The organism is Methylophaga sp. UBA5088, from assembly GCF_002414625.1.
GTDB lineage: Bacteria > Pseudomonadota > Gammaproteobacteria > Nitrosococcales > Methylophagaceae > Methylophaga > Methylophaga marina.
On sequence record NZ_DIAC01000096.1, the window covers coordinates 373 to 2,155 of the forward strand.

Here is a 1,783-nt window from a genome sequence, read left to right on the forward strand (position 1 = left end):
GATTGAAGCGTTTGCCGAAGTACCTGAGTTGGTGAATCATCTGCATTTACCCGTTCAATCTGGCTCCGATCGTATTCTGACGATGATGAAGCGCGGTCATACTGCATTGGAATATAAAAGTAAGATTCGCCGATTACTGGAAGTCAGACCGAGCTTAAGTATGTCGAGTGACTTTATTGTCGGTTTCCCCAATGAAACAGAAGAAGACTTTCAGGCGACCATGGATTTAATCAACGAGATTAAATTCGACCACTCATTCAGCTTTGTTTATAGCGCTCGCCCTGGGACACCGGCTGCGGCATTTGTGGATTCTGTCTCTGAAGAAGAAAAGAAACGCCGTTTGCAAATTATGCAGGATCGTTTGCGTGAGCTGGAAGATGAACATGCGAAAGCGATGGTGGGCACAACACAACGTATTCTAGTCGAGCGCGAAGCACATCGTGGTGGTGGCGATATGGCAGGTCGTACCGAGAATAACCGAGTGGTAAATTTCCCCGGTGACAGCAGTCTTATCGGTCAGTTTGTCGATGTGTATATCGAAGAAGCCTTCTCGAACTCCTTGCGCGGCGAATTAGTCGCTGATAGCGTTGCACTTTAAGCTCATCGGAATTATATAGTGACTCAAACCTCTCAAGCGCTCGATAGCATCAGCTTCGAGCTAAGCCCAGCAGATAATCCTCGCCTTGCCAACCTCTGTGGTCATTTGGATGAACATATTCGAATGATGGAGCGTGGCTTTGGGGTGGAAATCAATAATCGTGGTGTTAACTTTCAGATTATCGGTCCGGCAGACACGCTGACCTTAATTCAGGAAGTGATTCACGACTTGTACGCCGAAACCGCACAGTCAGTGTTAGCGCCTGAACAAATTCACATGGCCATTCGTAAAAGTGGTGGTGAAGATGTATCCGCGGCGACAGAACCGGACAAAGAAGTGGTGATCAAAACCAAGCGTGGCTTAATTAAAGCTCGTGGCGAAAATCAGCAAGCGTATTTACGCCGGGTCATGACCCACGATATAAACTTTGGTGTGGGGCCCGCTGGTACGGGTAAAACCTACCTTGCTGTGGCTTGTGCCGTGGAGGCTTTGGAGCGTGATTTTTGTCGTCGGATTGTACTGGTCAGACCAGCAGTAGAAGCGGGCGAGCGTCTCGGTTTTCTACCGGGTGATTTAGCGCAGAAAGTCGATCCTTATCTCAGACCATTGTTTGATGCTTTATATGAAATGCTTGGGTTTGAGCGCGTGGCTAAATTAATGGAACGTAATGTCATTGAAGTGGCACCACTGGCTTATATGCGTGGTAGAACACTGAATGAATCTTTCATTATTCTGGATGAAGCGCAAAATACCACCACCGAACAAATGAAGATGTTCCTGACTCGTATGGGCTATAACTCTACTGCCGTTATTACGGGTGATATCACTCAGGTAGATTTGCCCGGTTCAACACGCTCTGGTTTACGTCATGCTATTGAAGTATTGAAGGATGTGGACGGTATCGGCTTTACTTTCTTCCAGGCAAAAGATGTTGTTCGACATTCGCTGGTACAAAAAGTCATCTTGGCATACGATAAGGCTGATAAAAAAGCATGAGCGTTGTCGTGGATTTTCAGTGCGTTTATGAAGGCGAAAAGCCAGATGAACCACTGTTTACTCAATGGGCTGAAGCGGCACTATCCGAAGTCAATGAAGACTGTGAGTTGAGTATACGCTTAGTCGATGAATCAGAAAGTGCTGAACTGAACAGTCAGTATCGTGGCAAAAATGGCCCAACCAATGTCT

The 1,783-nt window shown here is 46.7% G+C and carries 3 protein-coding genes; all 3 read left to right on the forward strand.

The genetic code is table 11. The annotated features are described in order from the left end of the window. The coding region (locus B4K20_RS11815) for a TRAM domain-containing protein (protein ID WP_289283024.1) at positions 1-598 on the forward strand (598 nt) is incomplete at its 5' end. Positions 599-616: 18 nt separating this feature from the next. Then, entirely contained in the window at positions 617-1,594 is a 978-nt protein-coding gene (locus B4K20_RS11820; RefSeq protein WP_289283025.1) for a PhoH family protein, read from the forward strand. After that, the coding region (locus tag B4K20_RS11825; RefSeq protein ID WP_289283026.1) for an rRNA maturation RNAse YbeY at positions 1,591-1,783 on the forward strand (193 nt) is incomplete at its 3' end. The genes B4K20_RS11820 and B4K20_RS11825, both read left to right, overlap by 4 nt.